This is a genomic window from Streptomyces sp. NPDC030222 (assembly GCF_055573115.1).
Genome location: NZ_JBVICA010000027.1, coordinates 1 through 19,945 on the forward strand (window position 1 = coordinate 1; position 19,945 = coordinate 19,945).

Annotated in this window: 16 protein-coding genes; 12 read left to right on the forward strand and 4 right to left on the reverse strand. The window is 72.9% G+C overall.

Annotated elements, in window-relative coordinates; translation table 11 throughout:
* A partial coding sequence (locus ACZ4Z5_RS29450; RefSeq protein WP_468268319.1) for a methionine adenosyltransferase domain-containing protein occupies positions 1 to 299 on the forward strand: 299 nt, incomplete at its 5' end.
* Between the two features lie 151 nt (positions 300 to 450).
* Positions 451 to 2,595 carry a primosomal protein N' gene (locus tag ACZ4Z5_RS29455; RefSeq protein WP_468268322.1) on the forward strand — a complete coding sequence of 715 codons (2,145 nt, stop codon included), beginning with the start codon at positions 451 to 453 and terminating at the stop codon, positions 2,593 to 2,595.
* 183 nt (positions 2,596 to 2,778) lie between these two features.
* On the opposite strand, the gene ACZ4Z5_RS29460 is transcribed toward ACZ4Z5_RS29455, so the two are convergent.
* Positions 2,779 to 3,324: a hypothetical protein gene (locus tag ACZ4Z5_RS29460; RefSeq protein WP_468268325.1), complete on the reverse strand. Its 546-nt coding sequence runs from the start codon at positions 3,322 to 3,324 to the stop codon at positions 2,779 to 2,781.
* Between the two features lie 221 nt (positions 3,325 to 3,545).
* Between ACZ4Z5_RS29460 and fmt the strand changes: the two genes are divergently transcribed.
* The 9 genes from fmt (at position 3,546) to ACZ4Z5_RS29505 (ending at position 15,182) form a co-directional block, all read left to right on the forward strand.
* Positions 3,546 to 4,475 (forward strand): methionyl-tRNA formyltransferase, encoded by a 930-nt coding sequence (gene fmt, locus ACZ4Z5_RS29465; RefSeq protein ID WP_468268328.1) that lies wholly within the window; start codon positions 3,546 to 3,548, stop codon positions 4,473 to 4,475.
* Between the two features lie 418 nt (positions 4,476 to 4,893).
* Positions 4,894 to 6,339: an RsmB/NOP family class I SAM-dependent RNA methyltransferase gene (locus tag ACZ4Z5_RS29470; RefSeq protein ID WP_468268331.1), complete on the forward strand. Its 1,446-nt coding sequence runs from the start codon at positions 4,894 to 4,896 to the stop codon at positions 6,337 to 6,339.
* A gap of 97 nt (positions 6,340 to 6,436) precedes the next feature.
* Positions 6,437 to 7,123, forward strand: coding sequence for a ribulose-phosphate 3-epimerase (gene rpe, locus ACZ4Z5_RS29475; RefSeq protein ID WP_468268334.1), 687 nt, complete (start codon positions 6,437 to 6,439; stop codon positions 7,121 to 7,123).
* A gap of 118 nt (positions 7,124 to 7,241) precedes the next feature.
* Positions 7,242 to 8,288, forward strand: a complete 1,047-nt coding sequence (locus ACZ4Z5_RS29480) for a sugar-binding transcriptional regulator (protein WP_468268337.1) — start codon at positions 7,242 to 7,244, stop codon at positions 8,286 to 8,288.
* Positions 8,289 to 8,596: 308 nt separating this feature from the next.
* On the forward strand, positions 8,597 to 10,039 hold the full coding sequence (locus ACZ4Z5_RS29485; protein ID WP_468268340.1) for a GuaB1 family IMP dehydrogenase-related protein: 1,443 nt from the start codon (positions 8,597 to 8,599) through the stop codon (positions 10,037 to 10,039).
* Positions 10,040 to 10,380: 341 nt separating this feature from the next.
* Positions 10,381 to 11,847 (forward strand): amino acid permease, encoded by a 1,467-nt coding sequence (locus ACZ4Z5_RS29490; protein ID WP_468268343.1) that lies wholly within the window; start codon positions 10,381 to 10,383, stop codon positions 11,845 to 11,847.
* Between the two features lie 10 nt (positions 11,848 to 11,857).
* A complete protein-coding gene (locus tag ACZ4Z5_RS29495; protein WP_468268346.1) occupies positions 11,858 to 12,313 on the forward strand; it encodes an Lrp/AsnC family transcriptional regulator in 456 nt (151 codons plus the stop codon).
* Between the two features lie 297 nt (positions 12,314 to 12,610).
* Positions 12,611 to 13,411, forward strand: coding sequence for a carbon-nitrogen hydrolase family protein (locus tag ACZ4Z5_RS29500; protein WP_468268349.1), 801 nt, complete (start codon positions 12,611 to 12,613; stop codon positions 13,409 to 13,411).
* A 61-nt stretch (positions 13,412 to 13,472) separates the two neighbouring features.
* Positions 13,473 to 15,182, forward strand: coding sequence for a flavin monoamine oxidase family protein (locus ACZ4Z5_RS29505; protein ID WP_468268352.1), 1,710 nt, complete (start codon positions 13,473 to 13,475; stop codon positions 15,180 to 15,182).
* A 162-nt stretch (positions 15,183 to 15,344) separates the two neighbouring features.
* Here ACZ4Z5_RS29505 and ACZ4Z5_RS29510 read toward each other — a convergent pair whose 3' ends face one another.
* Together ACZ4Z5_RS29510 and ACZ4Z5_RS29515 are read right to left on the reverse strand one after the other, a co-directional pair.
* Positions 15,345 to 16,049 (reverse strand): DUF5995 family protein, encoded by a 705-nt coding sequence (locus ACZ4Z5_RS29510; protein ID WP_468268355.1) that lies wholly within the window; start codon positions 16,047 to 16,049, stop codon positions 15,345 to 15,347.
* Between the two features lie 407 nt (positions 16,050 to 16,456).
* On the reverse strand, positions 16,457 to 17,674 hold the full coding sequence (locus ACZ4Z5_RS29515) for an MFS transporter (RefSeq protein WP_468268358.1): 1,218 nt from the start codon (positions 17,672 to 17,674) through the stop codon (positions 16,457 to 16,459).
* Between the two features lie 72 nt (positions 17,675 to 17,746).
* Here ACZ4Z5_RS29515 and ACZ4Z5_RS29520 point away from each other — a divergent pair, with 72 nt between their 5' ends.
* A complete protein-coding gene (locus ACZ4Z5_RS29520; protein WP_468268361.1) occupies positions 17,747 to 18,919 on the forward strand; it encodes an ROK family transcriptional regulator in 1,173 nt (390 codons plus the stop codon).
* Positions 18,920 to 19,182: 263 nt separating this feature from the next.
* Here ACZ4Z5_RS29520 and ACZ4Z5_RS29525 read toward each other — a convergent pair whose 3' ends face one another.
* On the reverse strand, positions 19,183 to 19,926 hold the full coding sequence (locus tag ACZ4Z5_RS29525) for an SDR family oxidoreductase (protein WP_468268364.1): 744 nt from the start codon (positions 19,924 to 19,926) through the stop codon (positions 19,183 to 19,185).
* Positions 19,927 to 19,945: the final 19 nt, after the last annotated feature.

A 19,945-nucleotide genomic window follows, 5' to 3' on the forward strand; every position in this document is an offset into this window, starting at 1 on the left:
TGGCGGCCGGTCTGGCCCGTCGCTGCGAGGTCCAGGTCGCGTACGCGATCGGCAAGGCCGAGCCGGTCGGCCTGTTCGTCGAGACCTTCGGCACCAACAACGTCGACACCGAGAAGATCGAGCACGCCATCGGCGAGGTCTTCGACCTCCGCCCGGCCGCGATCATCCGCGACCTCGACCTGCTCCGCCCGATCTACGCGCAGACCGCCGCGTACGGTCACTTCGGCCGCGAACTCCCGGACTTCACCTGGGAGCGCACCGACCGCGTGGACGCCCTGCGCGCCGCCGCGGGTCTGTGATCCGCGAGCTCCGCTGAATCGTTCGAGGCCCGGCCCCTTTCTCGTGGGGCCGGGCCTCGGCCGTGCGAGGCCCGGCTTCGGTCGTGTGGGGGTCGTCCTCGGCCGCACATGGGCAGGGCCCGCTGTCGGTGGCCTCTGGTAGGAATGGGCTGTGAGCAGCGAGAACGAACAGGGGGAGCGGCCCACTGCCGGGCCGCCGGAACAGCTCGCGCTCATTCGGGAGACCGTCCGCAAGTCGAAGGCGCCGCGCGCCAAGCCGCGGACCTGGCGAGGGGCCGCACCGGCGAAGGAGCTGCCCGTCGCCCGTGTGGTGGTGAACAAGGGCGTCCTGCACCTCGACCAGTTCTTCGACTACGTCGTGCCCGAGGAGCTCGACGCCGCAGCGCAGCCGGGGGTGCGGGTCCGGGTCCGGTTCGGTGCCGGAGCGCACCAGGTCCGCGACGGGCGGCGCGAGGGCGGCCGGCTCATCGACGGATTCATCGTGGAGCGGCGCGCGGAGTCCGACTATTCCGGGCCGCTGGCGGCGCTCGCCGACGTCGTGTCACCGGAACCGGTGCTCGACGCCGACCTGCTGGGCCTCGCCCGGGCCGTCGCCGACCGGTATGCGGGCAGCCTCGCCGATGTGCTCCAGCTCGCCGTGCCGCCGCGCAGCGCACGCGCCGAGGCCAAGCCGTCCCCGCAGCCCCTGCCCCCGCCGTCCCCGCCGCAGCCCGGCACCTGGTCGCACTACGGACAGGGAGAGGCCTTCCTGGCCGCTCTGGCCCGCGGGGGCACGCCCAGGGCCGTGTGGACCGCGCTGCCCGGCCCGCACTGGGCCGACGAGATCGCCCGGGCCGTGACGGCGTCGCTCGCCTCCGGACGCGGAGCCCTCGTCGTGGTTCCCGACGGCCGTACCGCCGCCAGGGTGGACGCCGCGCTCACCGGTCTCCTCGGCGAGGGACACCATGCGCTGCTCACGGCCGAGGCGGGGCCGGAGAAGCGGTACCGCCAGTGGCTGGCCGTGCGGCGGGGGTCGGTGCGCGCCGTCGTCGGCACCCGCGCCGCGATGTTCGCCCCCGTCCGCGACCCGGGGCTGGTCGTGCTCTGGGACGACGGGGACGCCAGTCACAGCGAACCCCACGCACCGCTGCCGCACGCCCGTGAGGTGCTGCTGCTGCGCGCTGCGCACGACGGGTGCGGCTTCCTGCTGGGCGGCACGAGCTGCACCGTCGAGGCGGCCCAGCTGGTGGAGAGCGGCTGGGCCCGGCCGCTCACCGCCGACCGCGAGCACGTCCGGGCTGCAGCCCCCCTCGTCCGTACCGTCGGCGACGGCGAACTGGCCCGCGACGAGGCCGCCCGCGCGGCCCGGCTGCCCAGCCTGGCCTGGCAGACCGTCCGGGACGGACTGCGGACCGGCCCCGTGCTGGTGCAGGTCCCGCGCCGCGGATACGTGCCCCGGCTGTCCTGCGAGCGCTGCCGGACGCCCGCGCGCTGCGCGCACTGCGCGGGCCCCCTGGAGGCCCCCGACGAACGGGCACTGCGCTGCGGCTGGTGTGGGCGCGACCCCGACGGCTGGCACTGCCAGGAGTGCGGTGGCAGCAGGCTCCGTGCCCAGATCGTGGGCGCCCGGCGTACGGCGGAGGAGCTGGGCAGGGCGTTCCCCGCGGTGCCCGTCCGCACCTCCGGGCGCGACCACATACTCGACAGCGTTCCCGGGAGCCCAGCCCTCGTCGTGAGCACCCCCGGTGCGGAGCCGGTCGCGGAGGGCGGCTACGCGGCGGCGCTGCTCCTCGACGGCTGGGCGATGCTCGGCCGCCCCGATCTGCGGTCCGGCGAGGAGGCGCTGCGCCGCTGGATCGCCGCGGCATCACTGGTCCGTGGCCAGGAGGAGGGCGGCACGGTCGTGATCGTCGCCGAGCCGACCCTGCGGCCGGTGCAGGCCCTGGTGCGCTGGGACCCCGTCGGCCATGCGCTGCGGGAACTCGCCGAGCGTGCCGAGCTGGGATTCCCGCCCGTCTCCCGGATGGCCTCGGTCACCGGGCGCCCGGAGGCCGTGGCCGCGTTCCTCCAGGCCACGGAGCTCCCTTCCGGCGCCGAGGTGCTGGGCCCCGTCCCGCTGCCGGTCGCGGACCCGGGCAGGCCCCGCCGCCCGGGTGACCCCCCGGCCGGGGAACGCTGGGAACGCGCCCTCGTCCGTGTCCCGCAGGGCGGCGGCGCGGCACTGGCCGCGGCGCTCAAGGCCGCGCAGGCGGCGCGGCTGGCCCGCGGCGGCGGGGAACCGGTACGGATCAGAGTCGATCCGCCGGACATCGGGTGAGCCCCGGGATCCCGCGCATCGCGGATCGGCCCCCGCACGTCGAACGGATCCGGTGCGCCGCGTCCGCCCGTAGCGCCGAGGCGGCGCACGCCGCGCCCCGTACCGCCGAGGCGGCGCACGCCGCGCTCTGCCCATGACGAAGCCGGGACGCGCCGTGCTCGGTGCGTCCCGGCCCGGGGAAGGTCAGCCGTGGCGGGGGCCCGGCAGCGCGCCCGAACGGGGAGAGTCCTCGCACAGGGCGGACGCCGCGGTGCCCGCCGGCTGCTGGGCCGGCATCGAGCGGGCCGCCGGGACGGCCGTGATGCCGGCGGGTACCGGGACGGCACGGGTCACCGTGCCCTCGACCGGCCGGTCGGACTCCCCGGTGGCCCCGGCCGCCGCCGCACGCCTCGCCCCGTAACGGCGGTGCACCGCCTGCTTGGTGACCCCGAGTGCCGAGCCGACGGCGTCCCACGAGAAGCCCAGGGAGCGGTCGAAGTCCACCGCCGCTGTCACCAAGGTCTCGACGCTGTCCCGGAGTTCCTGCGCGAGACGGACGGTCGGGGCGGGTGCCCGGCCGTAGACGACGAACCCCGCGGAGGGGCCGGAGCGCCTCGGCCGGTAGACGTTGCCGAGCTGGGCGGTGAGGGTGCGCAGCGCGTCCACCTGCCGGCGGACCCGCTCGATGTCCCGCACCAACAGGTGCAGACTGGCCCGGGCTTGGGCGTCGTGGGTTGAGTGGTCGGCCATGAACAAGCCTCTCGAACCGGCGTTGGAAGGAGGGCCGCGGCGCGGAGCGCCGACGGTCCGATTAGGTCAATCTGCTTTGACCAACGCCCGACCCGCGGAACTGGTCACGCTGCGGGGGCGAAGGGGCATATGCGTGGGGCACGCAGATATCCGTACGCCCCCAAGGGCAGGGCCACATAGACTGGTGCGCTGCTCGTCGTTCCCGCCCGAGAGGCCATCGGATGAAGCTCGTCTTCGCAGGCACCCCCGAGGTCGCCGTTCCCGCCCTGGACGCCCTGATCGCCTCCGGACGGCACGAGGTGGCCGCCGTGGTCACCCGTCCGGACGCCCCCGCGGGCCGCGGCCGGCGGCTGGTCGCCAGCCCGGTCGCCCATCGCGCCGAGGAGGCGGGCATCGAGGTGCTGAAGCCGGTGAAGCCCCGGGACGAGGACTTCCTGGCACGGCTGCGGGAGATCGCCCCCGATTGCTGCCCCGTCGTCGCCTACGGCGCGCTGCTGCCGAAGGCGGCCCTGGACATCCCCGCCCACGGCTGGGTCAACCTCCACTTCTCGCTGCTGCCGGCCTGGCGCGGCGCCGCGCCCGTGCAGCACGCGCTCCTCTCCGGGGACGAGATCACCGGAGCGTCGACCTTCCTCATCGAGGAGGGCCTGGACTCCGGCCCGGTGTACGGCACCGTGACCGAGCAGGTGCGGCCCACCGACACCAGCGGCGACCTGCTCACCCGGCTCGCCTTCGCCGGCGCCGGGCTGCTCGCCGCCACCATGGACGGCATCGAGGACGGCACCCTGAAGGCAGTGCCCCAGCCCTCCGAGGGGATCACCCACGCCCCGAAGATCACCGTCGAGGACGCCCAGGTCGACTGGGCCACGCCGGCGCTCCGCGTGGACCGGGTCGTCAGGGGCTGCACGCCGGCGCCCGGCGCCTGGACCGTGTTCCGCGGCGAGCGGCTGAAGCTCGTCCACGTGGCGCCCCTGCCGGACCGCGCGGACCTCGCGCCCGGCGAACTGTCGGTCGCCAAGAACAACGTCTACGCCGGCACCGGCTCGCACGCCGTCGAGCTGCTGTGGGTCCAGCCCCAGGGCAAGAAGCCGATGCGGGGAGCGGACTGGGCGCGCGGCGTGCGGATCGCCCCGGGCGAGCGCCTCGGCTAGGGATGTCCGGTGGATCACGGACGGGCCCGGCCCGCCCGGCACCGCGGCTTGCGGCGTTGTCGTCGGTCGCCGATGCTCCGCATGGACTCCCGCATCTCCCCCTGCCTCCGGCGGGGGACCCCCATCCTCCGCCTGGCAATCCACGGCACCAGACGACCCGGGCTGTCCGACCCTGATCCACCGGACACCCCCTGGAAGGCGGCCGACACCTCCCGTCCCTGACGAGGCATCGGGCCGCGCCCCGGTGCGCGGTCCTGTGCCCGTCCCGGACGTGCCGTGCCCGTCCAGCGGCCGCGCTCTGCCCGGAACCCGGGACCCGCACCCGGACCGGCAGCCCAAACCCGCAGCCCCGACCCGTCGCCCGGGAAGGGACTAGGCTGAGAGGGTTCACCACCCTTTTTCCATCAGCGGAGCACCTTTGAACGACCAGGCCGCGCGTCGCCGTCCCCAGAAGGCCCACAAGCCGTACCGCCGCCCCCAGAAGGACCCGGTGCGGATCCTCGCCTTCGAGGCGCTGCGGGCCGTCGACGAGCGGGACGCGTACGCGAACCTCGTGCTCCCTCCGCTGCTGAGGAAGGCCCGGGAGAACGAAGGGTTCGACGCCCGCGACGCGGCCCTCGCCACCGAGCTGGTGTACGGGACGCTGCGGCGGCAGGGTACGTACGACGCGATCATCGAGGCCTGCATCGACCGGCCGCTGCGCGAGGTGGACCCTCCGGTGCTCGACGTCCTGTCGCTCGGCGCGCACCAGCTGCTGGGCACCCGGATCCCCTCGCACGCCGCGGTGTCGGCCAGTGTGGAGCTCGCCCGGGTCGTACTGGGCGACGGACGGGCCAAGTTCGTCAACGCGGTGCTGCGCCGGATCGCCGCGGACGATCTCGACGGCTGGCTGGAGCGCGTCGCGCCGCCGTACGACGAGGACGCCGAGGACCATCTGGCGGTCGTCCACTCGCATCCCCGCTGGGTCGTCAGCGCGCTGTGGGACGCGCTCGGCGGCGGCCGTGCCGGTATCGAGGACCTGCTGGAGGCCGACAACGAACGGCCCGAGGTGACCCTCGTCGCCCGCCCCGGCCGCGCCACCACCGCCGAGCTCCTCGACGCGCTCGGCGCCGGGGACGGGCTTCCCGGCCGCTGGTCCCCGTATGCCGTGCGGATGCCCGAGGGCGGGGAGCCGGGCGCCCTCGAAGCGGTGCGGGAGGGGCGCGCCGGCGTCCAGGACGAGGGCAGCCAGCTCGTCGCCCTCGCCCTGGCCAACGCACCCCTCGACGGACCGGACAGGCGCTGGCTCGACGGCTGCGCCGGCCCGGGCGGGAAGGCGGCGCTGCTCGGCGCACTGGCCGCAGAGCGCGGTGCCGCGCTGATCGCCTCCGAGAAGCAGCCGCACCGCGCGCGGCTCGTCGAGAAGGCCCTGCACGGCAATCCGGGGCCCTACCAGGTGATCGTCGCCGACGGGACCCGCCCGGCGTGGCGTCCGGGCACCTTCGACCGGGTCCTGATGGACGTGCCCTGCTCAGGTCTCGGCGCCCTCCGCCGTCGCCCCGAGGCGCGCTGGCGCCGCCGTCCCGAGGACCTGGAGGGCTTCGCCCCGCTCCAGCGCGGCCTGCTCCGCGAGGCCCTGGGCGCGGTCCGCGTCGGCGGTGTCGTCGGCTACGCGACCTGTTCGCCGCACCTCGCCGAGACCCGCGTCGTCGTCGACGACGTCCTCAAGGGGCGCGGCGGCGCGGCCGTACGGGCCGAGTGGATCGACGCCCGTCCTCTGCTGCCCGGGGTGCCCGCCCTGGGCGACGGCCCCGACATCCAGCTGTGGCCGCATCTCCACGGGACGGACGCGATGTACCTCGCACTTCTCCGCCGCACGGACTGACCGGCCCGCCGTCCCCCGAACGGGTCACGATACGGGCTGCGCGGCCATGACCGACACCGGGGAAGGAAACCCCGGCGGGGCATGGCAGTCTTGGGTCATGGCCGTGCAGATCAATCCCAGCATCCTGTCCTCCGACTTCTCGCGTCTCGCCGAGGAGGCCAGGGCCGTCGACAGCGCCGACTGGCTCCACGTCGACGTCATGGACAACCACTTCGTGCCCAACCTGACCCTCGGTGTGCCGGTGGTCGAGTCGCTCGCACGGGCGACGGACACCCCGCTGGACTGCCACCTGATGATCGCGAACCCGGACCGCTGGGCCCCGCAGTACGTGGAGGCCGGCGCCGGTTCCGTCACCTTCCACGTCGAGGCGGCCGCGGCGCCGGTGCGGCTGGCCCGGGAGATCCGTGCCAAGGGGGCCAGGGCCTCCATGGCGCTCCGGCCCGCCACGCCCATCGAGCCGTACGAGGACCTGCTCCCCGAGCTCGACATGCTGCTGATCATGACGGTGGAGCCCGGCTTCGGCGGCCAGGCCTTCCTGGACATCATGCTGCCCAAGATCCGCCGTACCCGGGAGCTGATCTCCAAGCACGGCCTGGAGCTGTGGCTCCAGGTGGACGGCGGCGTCTCGGAAGCGACCATCGAGATGTGCGCGGACGCCGGAGCCGACGTCTTCGTCGCCGGATCCGCCGTGTACGGGGCCGAGGACCCCGCGAAGGCGGTGCGTGCCCTGCGTACCCGGGCCGAGGAGGCGACCGCCTCGGCGGCCTGGGTCTGCGGCCACTGAGCCCGCGCACAGGCTGTTCGTCCCGAATTAACCGGGCGTGGTCCAACAGGGCTGATCAAGGACGGTTGAATCTGACAGGATGAAGCCGAGCGCCAGAGTGTGAACAGCGCAGTGAGCAGTGAACAGCAGTGAGGAGAGCGCGGTGTCTGCAATGTCGGCGGGACGGCCAGCCCTGCGGATGGGACCCGCGGAGCTGGTGCAGGCGGCGGCCATGGCCCGCCGCTTCTACCTCGAAGGCAAGTCCAAGATCCAGATCGCGGAGGAGTTCGGGGTCAGCCGTTTCAAGGTGGCGCGCGTGCTGGAGACGGCACTCGAACGCGACCTCGTACGGATCGAGATCCGGGTCCCCGCGGAGCTTGACGCGGAGCGCTCCGACGCGCTCCGGGCCCGCTACGGCCTCCGGCACGCCGTGGTCGTCGAGTCCCCGGCCGACACCGCCGAGGAGTCGCCCGACCCGGAGAACCTCGGAGCCGTCGCCGCCGACCTGCTCGGCGAGCTGGTGACCGAGGGCGACGTGCTGGGCCTGGCCTGGGGCCGGTCCACCATCCACATGGCGGCCGCCCTCGACCGGCTGCCGCCGTGCACCGTCGTCCAGCTCACCGGGGTGTACGACGCCGGCACCGCGGAGCGCGGCTCCGTCGAGGCGGTCCGCCGCGCCGCACAGGTCTCCGGCGGCGAAGCCCACCCGATCTACGCCCCCATGCTGCTCCCGGACAGCTCGACCGCGGCCGCGCTGCGCAACCAGACCGGCATCGCCCGCGCTTTCGAGTACTTCGACAAGGTCACCGTCGCGGCCGTGTCCATCGGCTCCTGGGAGCCGGGCATCTCCACGGTCCACGACATGCTCACCGACGAGGAGCGCGCCCACTACGCCTCGCTGGGTGTCGCCGCCGAGATGTCCGCGCACCTGTTTGACAACGATGGCCGTCGCGTCGGCCGCGACCTCGTGGAACGCTGCATCGCCGTCGAGGCCGACCGGCTCCGCCGCATCCCCGAGGTCGTCGCCATCGCGGGCGGCCGCCGGAAGGCCGCGGCGATCGGCGCGGTGCTCCGCTCCGGACTGGTGACCAGCCTGGTCACGGACACCTCGGCCGCCGACTACCTGCTCCACTCCACGGGCCCCGGCCCCCGCCCGGCGCTGGACCGGGCGGACCCGGACGACTGAGAGACCCCGACGACTGACAGCCCCGGACGACCGGGACGGGGCCTCCTCGCCGGCCGAACCGGGCCCGCGGGGCGGCGCCCGCGTCGACCGGTATCGGACGGCCGGGCCGTCCCCCGGCGGGCCGGGTGGAACACGACCACCCGGCCCCTCCGCGTCCCACGGCCTGGAGGATCGCACCAAGGCATCCCCTCTGGCCTGGACGTTTGTCCCGGCACGTCCAGGGCTTCCCCATGGGACAATGAAGTACGTGCGTTTTCCCCCGGCTGTGCCGCCGTGGGGTCACTCCGATTGACTGGGATGTTCTGCACGTGCGTTTCCTCAATGACATCAAGCCGCCGTACGACCTGACGTACGACGATGTGTTCATGGTGCCGAGCCGCTCCGCGGTCGGCTCCCGTCAAGGGGTCGATCTGGCCTCGCACGACGGCACGGGGACGACCATCCCGCTCGTCGTCGCCAACATGACCGCCATCGCCGGCCGACGCATGGCCGAGACCGTGGCCCGGCGGGGCGGGCTCGTGGTGATCCCCCAGGACATCCCGATCGACGTCGTCACCGACGTGGTCTCGTGGGTGAAGACCCGCCACCTGGTGCTCGACACCCCGATCGTGCTGACGCCGCACCAGACCGTCGCCGACGCGCTCTCCCTGCTGCCGAAGCGGGCCCACGGCGCCGGTGTGGTCGTGGACGAGGAACAGCGGCCCGTCGGCATCGTCACCGAGCACGACCTGTCCGGCGTGGACCGGTTCACGCAGCTGTCCGAGGTCATGTCCAAGGACCTGCTGCTCGTCGACGCGGACATCGACCCCCGTGAGGCCTTCCACAGGCTGGACGCCGCCAACCGCAAGCTCGCCCCCGCCGTCGACGCCGACGGCCGCCTGGCGGGCATCCTGACCCGCAAGGGCGCCCTGCGGGCCACCCTGTACACGCCGGCCACCGACGCCGCCGGACGGCTGCGCATCGCCGCCGCCGTCGGCATCAACGGCGACGTCGCGGGCAAGGCCAAGCAGCTCCTCGATGCCGGTGTGGACACCCTCGTCGTGGACACCGCGCACGGCCACCAGGAGTCGATGATCGCCGCGATCAGGGCCGTGCGGGGCCTCGACCCGCAGGTGCCGCTCGTCGCCGGCAACATCGTCGCCGCCGAGGGCGTGCGGGACCTCATCGAGGCCGGCGCGGACATCATCAAGGTCGGTGTGGGTCCCGGCGCCATGTGCACCACCCGCATGATGACCGGTGTCGGCCGCCCGCAGTTCTCCGCCGTCCTGGAGTGCGCCGCCGAGGCGAGGAAATACGGCAAGCACGTGTGGGCGGACGGCGGTGTCCGCCACCCGCGGGACGTCGCCATGGCGATCGCCGCCGGTGCGTCCAACGTGATGATCGGCTCCTGGTTCGCGGGTACCTACGAGTCCCCGGGTGACCTTCAGCACACCGCCGACGGCCGTCCGTACAAGGAGTCGTTCGGTATGGCGTCCGCCCGCGCGGTGCGCAACCGGACCTCCGAGGAGTCGGCGTACGACCGCGCGCGCAAGGCGCTGTTCGAGGAAGGCATCTCCACCTCGCGGATGTTCCTCGACCAGGCCCGCCCGGGTGTCGAGGACCTGATCGACTCGATCATCGCGGGTGTCCGCTCGTCCTGCACCTACGCCGGAGCCGGCTCCCTGGAGGAGTTCGCCGAGAAGGCCGTCGTCGGCATCCAGAGCGCCGCCGGCTACGCCGAGGGCAAGCCGCTGCACGCCAGCTGGAGCTGACCCGCACAGCGCCCCGGACGAGGGCCCCCGCCACCGCGGGGGCCCTCGTCGCATCCCGTCCCGCACCCCTCCGATCAGGTCGTCGCGCAGCGATCGAAAGGGTCGGCGCAACAAAGCACCGTTCGACGGATTTGCGCGCAATAAACGTTCGCTGATACGCATGGTTGCTGCATTACGGGCGGGAACGCGCAACCCATAAAGTTCTCGCCGAAACGTGGAGTGGCGGCGACCGTCAGCTCGGCGGTACCCCCATCCACGGGCTGATCTGTCACGCCCCGGAGCCAGGGGTCGCTTGTCGAGGTCGCCGTCACGCGATGGCAGCGATCAAGGAGCCTCCTGACGTGTTGGACCAGGGCACAGCACCCGTGTCGGCCGGAGCACCGGCCGACGGCCCCCAGCGAGCCGGTTCCCGGCTCATGCGCCGCAAGCCGGTGGAACAGCTGGTCGCCGAGGGTGGCCAGGGTGAGGGCGGCGCCCTCCGCCGTTCGCTCGGCATGTGGCAGCTGACGATGATCAGCATCGGTGCCACGCTCGGCACCGGCATCTTCGTCGTCCTCGGTGAGGCGGTTCCCGAGGCCGGCCCCGCGGTGACGCTCGCCTTCGTGTTCGCCGGCCTCACCGCCCTGTTCTCGGCGCTCTCCTACGCGGAGCTGGCCGGCACCATCCCGGTCTCGGGCTCCTCCTACTCGTACGCGTACGCAACGATGGGCGAGCTCGTCGCCTGGGTCTGCGGCTGGTGCCTCCTGCTGGAGTACGGCGTCTCCGTGGCCGCGGTGGCGGTCGGCTGGGGCGACTACCTCAACGAGCTCCTCGAAGGCACCATCGGCGTCACCCTGCCCGCGGCGCTCTCCGCGCCCCCCGGCGACGGCGGCATATTCAACCTGCCCGCCCTGATCGTGGTCCTGCTGGCGATGCTGTTCCTGCTCGGCGGCGCCAAGGAATCCGCCCGTGCCAACACGATCATGGTCGTGGTGAAGATCGCCGCACTCGTGCTGTTCTGCGCGATCGGCTTCATGGGCTTCAAGTCCGGGAACTTCAGCGACTTCATGCCCCTGGGTGTCGGCAGCGTCGGCGCGGCCGGTGCGGTGCTCTTCTTCTCCTACATCGGCTTCGACGCCGCCTCCACCGCCGGTGAGGAGGCGAAGAACCCCAAGCGCGACCTGCCGCGGGCGATCATGCTGTCGCTGGTCATCGTCACCGCGCTGTACGTCCTCGTCGCGTTCGTCGCCGTGGGCGCCTGGGACTGGAAGAAGTTCGAGGGCGCGGACGCGACCCTCGCGGCGATCATGAACGATGTGACCGGCCAGTCCTTCTGGGGCACGCTCCTGGCCGCCGGCGCGGTCATCTCCATCGCCAGCGTCGTCCTCACCGTGCTCTACGGCCAGACCCGCATCCTCTTCGCGATGTCCCGCGACGGCCTGATGCCGAAGGTCTTCGGCAAGGTCAGCCCCAAGTCGGGCACCCCCCGCGCCAACACCGTGATCGTGTCCGTGCTCTGCGCCGTGCTGGCCGCGGCCGTCCCGCTCGGCGAGCTGGTCAACGCCACCAGCATCGGCACGCTGTTCGCCTTCGCCCTGGTCAACGTCGCTGTCGTGGTCCTGCGCTACACCCGCCGGGACATGGAGCGCACCTTCAAGGTGCCGTTCGGCCCGGTGTTCCCGGTGCTCGGCTTCGTCTTCTGCGGCTACAGCATGTACAGCCTCGACTTGGTCACCTGGAAGGTCTTCGGTTACTGGATGGCCGTCGGCCTCGTGTTCTACTTCCTGTACGGCTACCGCCGCTCCCGTCTGGCCACTGCAGAGAAGTGATCCACCCCCTGTGCGACTGAACGATCTCGACGAACGCATCGTCCACGCCCTCGCCGAGGACGCCCGCCGTTCCTACGCCGACATCGGCGCCATGGTCGGCCTCTCCGCGCCCGCCGTGAAGCGGCGCGTGGACCGGCTGCGGGCGGAGGGAGCCATCACCGGCTTCACCGTCCGTGTCGACCCGGCCGCCCTCGGCTGGGAGACGGAGGGGTTCATCGAGATCTACGCACGCAGCAACACCTCGCCCGAGACCATCCAGCGCGGTCTCGAGCGGTACCCGGAAGTCGCGTCCGCCTCCACCGTCACCGGCGAGGCGGACGCGATCGTCCAGGTCTTCGCGTCCGACATGCGCCACTTCGAGCGTGTGCTGGAACGCATCGCCGGAGAGCCGTTCGTGGAGCGCACCAAGTCGGTCCTGGTGCTCTCGCCGCTGCTCAGACGGTTCTCGTCCGGCTCGCCCGCCTGACCGTCGCCGGCATTCCCTCCGCCGCCCCTGCCGTACCCGGCCGGGGCGGCGGACGCATGACCGGGCCTGCACCGTCAACCGGGCCCGCACCCGGACCGGACGTTCCGGCGGGCGTGGCCCCGTGCACCCGGTAGGGTGCCGGGGCCAGGCAAGCCGCGCAACGAATCGCCGCCGAAGCCCCCGCACGCGCAACGAATCGACCGCAGACGCGCAACAGTGGCGCCTTGTCCTGGGTGTTCGCCGGAACGTACCTTCGATGACGTCCCCCTGACACCCCCGTACCGGTGAGGTCCGCCCATGGCGCCGCTGCGCATCGCCCTGCTCCAGAGCTCCGGCACGCCCGGCGACGTCGCGCACAACCTCAAGGTGCTCGACGAGGCCGCGGGCCGGGCCGCGCAGGCCGGTGCCGGTCTGGTCGTCTGCCCCGAGATGTACCTCACCGGCTACGCCATCGGCGCCGACGTACCGCACCTCGCCGAGGCCGCCGACGGTCCCTCCGCGCAGGCGGTCGCCGAGATCGCGGTCCGTCACGGCGTCGCCGTCGTCTACGGCTACCCCGAGCGCGACGGCGAGACGGTGTACAACGCCGCCCAGCTGGTCGCCGCCGACGGCACCCGCCTCGCGAACTACCGCAAGACCCACATCTTCGGCGACTTCGAGCGCACCTGGTTCACGCCCGGCGAGCACCCCGTCGTCCAGGCCGATCTGAACGGGTTCCGCGTCGGCGTCATGATCTGCTACGACGTCGAGTTCCCGGAGAACGTCAGGGCCCACGCCCTCGCCGGCACCGAACTGCTGCTCGTCCCGACCGCGCTGATGCACCCCTTCCCCGTAGTCGCCGAGTCGGTCGTCCCCACCCGGGCCTTCGAGAGCCAGTTGTACATCGCGTACGTCAACCGGGCCGGAACCGAGGGCGACTTCGAGTTCATCGGGCTGAGCTGCCTCGCGAGCCCCGACGGAACCACCCGGGTCCGCGCCGGACGCGGCGAGGAGCTGTTGTTCGGCGACGCCGACACCGAGTTCCTGCGGTCCTCACGCGAGACCAACACCTACCTCGCCGACCGCCGACCGGGCCTCTACGCCTCGCTGACGGACTGACCTTCCGCAGCCCCCGCCTTCCCCACACGCTTCACCGTTCCGCGCAAGGAGTCCGTACCCCATGACGTCCACGGTTCCCACCGCCGTCCAGCACACCGACGAGCAGCAGCCGCCGATCACCATGTTCGGGCCGGACTTCCCGTACGCCTACGACGACTTCCTCGCCCACCCGGCGGGCCTCGGCCAGATACCCGCGACCGAGCACGGCGCCGAGGTCGCGGTCATCGGCGGCGGCCTGTCCGGCATCGTCGCCGCGTACGAGCTGATGAAGATGGGTCTCAAGCCCGTCGTCTACGAGGCCGACCAGATCGGCGGCCGGCTCCGCACCGTCGGCTTCGAGGGCTGCGAGCCCGAGAACGGCACCGAGCCGCTGACCGCCGAGATGGGCGCCATGCGCTTCCCGCCGTCGTCCACGGCCCTGCAGTACTACATCGACCTGGTGGGCCTGGAGACCAAGGCGTTCCCCAACCCGCTGGCCGAGGCCACCCCCTCGACGGTCGTCGACCTCAAGGGCGAGTCCCACTACGCCGAGACCCTCGACGACCTGCCCGAGGTGTACCGCCAGGTCGCCGACGCGTGGAACGCCTGCCTGGAGGAGGGCGCGGACTTCTCCGACATGAACCGCGCCATCCGCGAGCGCGATGTGCCCCGCATCCGTGAGATCTGGGCGAAGCTCGTCGAGAAGCTCGACAACCAGACCTTCTACGGCTTCCTCTGCGAGTCCGAGGCCTTCAAGTCGTTCCGCCACCGCGAGATCTTCGGCCAGGTGGGCTTCGGCACCGGCGGCTGGGACACCGACTTCCCCAACTCCATCCTGGAGATCCTGCGCGTCGTCTACACCGAGGCTGACGACCACCACCGCGGTATCGTCGGCGGCTCCCAGCAGCTGCCGCTGCGCCTGTGGGAGCGCGAGCCGCAGAAGATCGTGCACTGGCCGCAGGGCACCTCGCTGAAGTCCCTGCACGACGGCGAGCCCCGGACCGCCGTGACCCGGCTGCACCGCACCGCCGGCAACCACATCACGGTGACCGACGCGTCCGGCGACATCCGCACCTACCGGGCGGCGATCTTCACCGCCCAGTCCTGGATGCTGCTCTCCAAGATCCAGTGCGACGACTCGCTGTTCCCGATCGACCACTGGACCGCGATCGAGCGCACCCACTACATGGAGTCGAGCAAGCTGTTCGTCCCCGTCGACCGGCCCTTCTGGCTGGACAAGGACGAGGAGACCGGCCGGGACGTCATGTCGATGACCCTCACCGACCGGATGACCCGTGGCACGTACCTGCTGGACAACGGCCCCGACCAGCCGGCCGTCATCTGCCTGTCGTACACCTGGTGCGACGACAGCCTGAAGTGGCTGCCGCTGTCCGCGAGCGAGCGCATGGAGGTCATGCTCAAGTCGCTCGGCGAGATCTACCCCAAGGTCGATATCCGGAAGCACATCATCGGCAACCCGGTGACCGTCTCCTGGGAGAACGAGCCCTACTTCATGGGTGCGTTCAAGGCGAACCTGCCGGGTCACTACCGCTACCAGCGGCGCCTGTTCACGCACTTCATGCAGGACCGCCTCCCGGAGGACAAGCGGGGCATCTTCCTCGCCGGTGACGACATCTCCTGGACGGCCGGCTGGGCCGAGGGCGCCATCCAGACCGCGCTCAACGCCGTGTGGGGCGTGATGCACCAGTTCGGCGGGGAGACCGACCGCACCAACCCGGGCCCGGGTGACCTCTACGACGAGATCGCCCCGGTCGAACTGCCGGAGGACTGACCCCCTCCTCCCCCCTGACACGCCCCCGGGGCCGGCCGTGATCCGGCCGCCCCCGGGGGCTGCGCAATGTCCGGGCCCGGTCGTGCCGCGCACACCGGCGCCCTGACGGCGCCTCGGGCCGCGCTTGTGGCCGCACCTCGTCGTGTCGCCCCCCCCCGTGGGTCACCGCCACGGGGTGAGCAGGCAGCGCCCGACGAGCCCGACGCCCGCGTCCAGCTGTTCCGTGAACTCCTCGGTGGCCTCCGGAAGATCACGCAGCCGCCACAGCAGCCGCGCCGCCGACCAGGCGGCACCGCGGGCACGCTCCAGACTCCACGAGCCCACCAGATGCGTGAGCGGATCGGCGATCTCCAGCAGGTCCGGGCCCGGCATCAGATCCTCCCGGATCTCTTCCTCCAGCTCGACGAGCGTCTCCCCGACCCGTTCGAAGTCCCCTTCCAGATCAGCGGGTCCGCAGCGCAGCAGCCGGCAGCAGTCGACCACCGCGAGCGCCAGGTCGTGCCCGACGTGCGCATTGATCCCGGCCAGCGCGAACTGCAGCGGCCGCACACCCGGGTGCCGCCGGTACTGGAACAAAGGACGCCAGCAGGCGGGCGGGCGCAGGCCCGCGGCCGCCGTGTCCACCGCCGCCAGATAGCGCTCGGCGAACAGGACGCCGAGCGCGGACGCGGACCGTGCATCGGGGAACACGCCTGTTTCGATACGGCGGCCGATCTCCTCCGTGACCGCCAGATAGACACGGTTGAAGACCGCCACACCGTCGCCGGCGGGCCACAGCGACCGGAGCGCCCGCATCCGCGCCACCACCGCGTCCACGGATGTGCCGGCCGCCGCCGTGCGGTCCGTGAACCGTTCCACATGCGCCATGGGGGCAGGTTCCCAGCCGGGCCCGGAAGGGCGCGGCGACGGGCCGGGGCTTCCCCGGAAGGGGTGAACGGCGGAACGGTGCCGCCCGCCACCGCCGTACGCTCCGGGTCACCTTCGCCCCGGCCCGGGACGCGGGGAGCCCGCGGACGGGACTTCGTGGGTGAGCGTCTCTGATTGGCTTGGTGATCCCCGGTGTTGCTCCGGGATGTGAGCCAAGCGCCTTCGTGCCCCGGTGCTGGACGGCAGGAGCGGACAGCCCTCGTGGCACGTCCCTCCGGACGCCGGTCGGTGAGGTCTCGCGTCACCGAGGAGGGTGCCAGACGTCGCCTGGGCGCCGGGCGTGCAGGTGACAGTCTGTCATGGCGCTGCTACGGATCGCTGATCCGACCGGTGAGCGTGCCCGGAGGCTAGGCTGCGGAGTCGGTCGCGCAGGACCGGGCGGGGGCGCCCGTGGTGTGGGTGCGGCCGGCCGGGCGCAGGACGCCCGCTCCCGCCACCAGTCCCAGGGTGAGCAGGGTGACCAGGCCGAACGAGACGGTCAGCGAGGTCGCGTCGGCCAGGCCGCCGATCGCCGAGGGAGCGATCAGTCCGGAGGTGTAGGTGATCGTCGCCACGCCCGCGATCGCCTGGCTCGCGTTCGGACCGGTCCTCCCGGCCGCCGTGAAGGCCAGCGGGACGATCACCGCGACGCCCAGACCGATCAGCCCGAATCCGGCCACCGCCATCGCGGGGTGGGCCGCCGCGACCACCAGCGCCCCGCCCGCCGCGGCGAGCACTCCGCCGGCGCGTACGGTCCGCACCGGGCCGAACCGGTCGACCACCCGGTCGCCGGCGATCCGGGCGACCGTCATGGTCAGCGCGAACGCCGTGGTGGAGGCCGCCGCGGCACCGGCGGAGGTGCCGAGCACGTCCCGCAGGTACACCGCCGACCAGTCCAGGCTCGCGCCCTCCGCGAACACCCCGCAGAAGGCGATCGCCCCGATCAGCAGCGCCGCTCTCGGCGGCAGGGCGAAGCGTGGCGGAGGCTGCTCGTCAGGGGCGCTGCGCAGGTCCGGTACGCCCTGGCAGGCGATCAGCCCCAGGACGGTCAGCACGGCGGCGGCCAGAGAGTGGTGCAGCCGGGCGTCCGTGCCCAGGTGCGCGGCGACCGTCCCGGCCGCGGAGCCGAGCAGTGCACCCGCGCTCCACATGCCGTGCAGGCCCGACATGATCGACCGGCCGAGACGGTTCTCCACCTCGACGCCGAGGGCGTTCATCGCGACGTCGGACATACCGGCGGTGGCGCCGTAGACGAAGAGCGCCACGCAGAGCGTCAGCAGATCCGGGGCGAACGCGGGGAGGGCGAGGGAGAGCGTCCAGAGGGCGAGCAGTCCCCGCAGCGCGTTCCGCGCGCCGAACCGGTGGGTGATCGCCCCGGACAGCGGCATCAGCAGCGAGGAGCCGATCGCGGGGAACGCCAGGGCCAGCCCCAGCATGCCCGCGGACACCGCGGTGTGTTCCTGGATCCAGGGGATCCGGGTGACGAGGCTGCCGGCGACCATGCCGTGCACACAGAACACGGCGGCCACGGAATACCGCGCCCGCCGGAGCCGCGGGGGACTGTAGGACGTCGACTCGATCGGCATGCGATGCAAACTATCAGGAACCCTGCCTGATGGCTGGGGTGTTTTCCGGCTCGATCTGGAAGGATTCCCGGCATGCCCGCATCACCGAGCACCGCCCGGGCCATCAACGACCGGATGGCCCTGCAACTGCTCCAGCAGGAAGGCCCGTTGACGGCAGGTCAGCTGAAGAAGCTCACCGGCCTGTCCCGGCCCACGGTCGCCGACCTCGTGGAACGGCTCCAGAGCAGTGGTCTCGTCCGGATCGTCGGCGAATCGGGAGCCGAACGCCGGGGCCCCAACGCCCGCCTCTACGGGATCGTCGCCGACCGGGCCCACCTGGCCGCGCTCGACGTCCGCACCCACGGGGTCGCCGTGGTCGTCGCCGACCTGCTGGGTGCGACGCTCGCCGAGGCGGCCGTGCCCATCGGCGCCGAACTGGGAACCGGACCCGCCGTCGAGCAGGCCGTCGACCTCCTCGAACGCACCGTGCGCGAGGCGGGGGTCCGACAGCTGCACAGCGTCGGGATCGGGGCGCCCGGACTGATCGACCCGGTCACGGGCGAACTCCGCGACTCCAGCGGCCTGCCCGCCTGGCATCGCCGGCTCGTCCCCGTCCTCCAGGAGCGTCTCCCCGCATCCGTGCTGGTGGAGAACGAGACCAACCTCGCTGCCGTCGCCGAGCAGCGCGCCGGCGCTGCCCGGGGACGCGACGACTTCGTGCTGCTGTGGCTCGGCCAGGGCGTCGGTGCTGCGGTGGTCCTCGGAGGCCGGCTGCGCCGCGGCGCCTCGGGCGGGGCCGGCGAGATCGGCTTCCTGCCCGTGCCGGGCACCGTCGGCCTGCCCTCGGCCACGGACTGCGGCGGCGGTTTCCACTCGCTCGCGTCGGCGGCCGCCGTCCGGGAACTGGCCGTCCGGTACGGCCTCGACGGCGATCCGGAGCAGGCCGTGCGGGAGGCGGCCACGGAGGGCTCCCACGGTGCCGCCTTCCTGGACGCGCTGGCAGAACGGCTGGCCCTCGCGACCGCGGCCGTCACGGCCGTGCTGGACCCCGGCCTCGTCGTCCTCGGCGGCGAGCTCGGCCACGCGGGCGGTACGGCGCTCGCCGCCCGGGTCGAGGAGCGAGCCGCCGCACTGTCCCCGCTCCGTACCGAGGTCCGCGCCGGCGCCCTGGGTGGATCCGCGGTCCTGCGCGGAGCCCTGCTCGCCGCGCGTGACGCGGCCCAGGACGACCTCTTCTCCACCGCGGCGGCTCCGGTGCGGGTGTGACGCTTGGCCGGGGGCGTGTTCCGGCTCCGGCAGGGGTGTGACGCCCGGCCGGGGATGTGTCCCGGTTCCGGCAGGGGTGTGACGCCCGGCCGGGGGCGTGTTCCGGCTCCGGCAGGGGTGTGACGCCCGGCCGGGGATGTGTCCCGGTTCCGGTGGGGGTGTGACGGCTGGCCGGGAGCACGTCCGGTCCCGCTACTGCTTCCCGCCCGCCAGGGGCCGATGCCTCCCGGACGGAGAACCCCGGGACCGCCGCCGGCGTCGGCTCAGCGCCGGGCGGCCGTCCGCCCGGCGAGGAAGTCCTCGAACGTCGCCTTCCCGACGGCCCGTTCGGGGGTGAGATGGCCGCCGGCGCGGAACGCCGCGAACGTCCTGCCCGGGAGGCGGACCGGCAGCAGGAGCCGCCTCCGCCCGCTCGCGGCGAGCAGGACGCGGGCCAGTTCGCGGAACGTCCGTACCGCCGGGCCGCCCATCCCGGGGACGCGGCCGGCCGGTGCCGCGAGCGCCAGCTCGGCGAGGCGTCCGGCGACCTCCGCGGTCTCCACAGGCTGGACCGGGCAGTCGGGAAACGGCATCACGGGGGACTTCGCCATCGCGTCGAGGATCCGGGACACCAGGTCGTGGAACTGGGTGGTCCGCAGGATCGTCCACGGGACCCCGGACTCCTCGACGATCTTCTCGACCCGGAGTTTCGTCCGGTAGTAGGGAAGCGGGACCCGGTCGACCCCGACGATCGAGATGTAGACCAGATGGCCCACGTCGGCCCGGCGCGCGGCCGCCACGAGGTTGCGGGCCGCCTCGTCGTCCCCGCCGCGCGGGGACGACGCGCAGTGGACGATCGCGTCGGCGCCCTCGACGGCCGCGTCCAGGCCGGTGCCCTCGACCAGGTCGACGGCGTACGGCGGAGCGTGCCTGCTCAGCACCCGCACGTCGTGTCCCTCCGACCGCAGCCGGTCGCACAGCGGACGGCCGAGCGTGCCGGTACCACCGGTCACCAGAATCGTGGTCATCGCAGGATCAGTCCCTTCC

Excerpts from the sequence above, each read along its gene's own strand:
- rpe (WP_468268334.1), top strand. The coding sequence starts at position 6,437 with ATGGCCGTGCAGATCAATCCCAGCATCCTGTCCTCCGACTTCTCGCGT.
- ACZ4Z5_RS29505 (WP_468268352.1), top strand. The coding sequence starts at position 13,473 with ATGACGTCCACGGTTCCCACCGCCGTCCAGCACACCGACGAGCAGCAG.
- ACZ4Z5_RS29515 (WP_468268358.1), bottom strand. The coding sequence starts at position 17,674 with ATGCCGATCGAGTCGACGTCCTACAGTCCCCCGCGGCTCCGGCGGGCG.
- ACZ4Z5_RS29525 (WP_468268364.1), bottom strand. The coding sequence starts at position 19,926 with ATGACCACGATTCTGGTGACCGGTGGTACCGGCACGCTCGGCCGTCCG.
- ACZ4Z5_RS29500 (WP_468268349.1), top strand. The coding sequence starts at position 12,611 with ATGGCGCCGCTGCGCATCGCCCTGCTCCAGAGCTCCGGCACGCCCGGC.
- ACZ4Z5_RS29520 (WP_468268361.1), top strand. The coding sequence starts at position 17,747 with ATGCCCGCATCACCGAGCACCGCCCGGGCCATCAACGACCGGATGGCC.
- ACZ4Z5_RS29460 (WP_468268325.1), bottom strand. The coding sequence starts at position 3,324 with ATGGCCGACCACTCAACCCACGACGCCCAAGCCCGGGCCAGTCTGCAC.
- fmt (WP_468268328.1), top strand. The coding sequence starts at position 3,546 with ATGAAGCTCGTCTTCGCAGGCACCCCCGAGGTCGCCGTTCCCGCCCTG.
- ACZ4Z5_RS29510 (WP_468268355.1), bottom strand. The coding sequence starts at position 16,049 with ATGGCGCATGTGGAACGGTTCACGGACCGCACGGCGGCGGCCGGCACA.